This window comes from Myxococcus xanthus (assembly GCF_013116825.1).
GTDB lineage: Bacteria > Myxococcota > Myxococcia > Myxococcales > Myxococcaceae > Myxococcus > Myxococcus xanthus_B.
Window position 1 is genome coordinate 1 of record NZ_JABFNS010000303.1, and the last position, 537, is coordinate 537.

Genomic DNA, 537 nt, shown 5'->3' on the forward strand with positions numbered 1-537 from the left:
GAAGTACCGCGAAGTCGTCGGGCGCCCGACGGGCAGCAGCAACGTCGACTACCTCCAGTGGAAGATTCGGGAGGCGGAGGCTGGACGAATCAACGTAGGCCCCCGCCCCGAGCGCGAGGTGAAGGTTCGCGAGGACGGCAAGCGCGTCATCCCCCTCTCCCTCGACGCAGAGGCCCTGGACGCCCTGGACAAGGCCTGGCGCGACGCGGGCCTGCCGAGTCGGACCCGCTTCTTCATGCGCGCGGTGCACCGGGAACTCACGGCCATGGGCGCCACCGAGGCTGCCGCGCACTTCGCCCCGAAGGCTGAGGAGTAAGGCTCGCCATGGCGACAAAGGAACAAGCCACCGACGCCCTCGTGTCGGTGGCACTTCGCAGGGCGCTCATAGGGGCGCGCGTAGAGGTGAAGCTGGCCCTTCACAGCAGCGGCTGCGAATTACAGCCGGAAGCCGAAGTCACATTTCCCCAGGGCACCTCCGCACGCCAGCGCAACGCGGCCCTCCTGCTTCTTGCCGCCCAGGTGGAGCTGCGCACCCCG

At 68.7% G+C, this 537-nt stretch carries 2 pseudogenes; both read left to right on the forward strand.

From position 1 onward, the window contains the following. Positions 1–316 (forward strand): annotated as a pseudogene (locus tag HNV26_RS37420) (DUF2924 domain-containing protein); the annotation flags it as partial. A gap of 8 nt (positions 317–324) precedes the next feature. Continuing rightward, a pseudogene (locus tag HNV26_RS37425) lies at positions 325–537 on the forward strand (hypothetical protein); the annotation flags it as partial.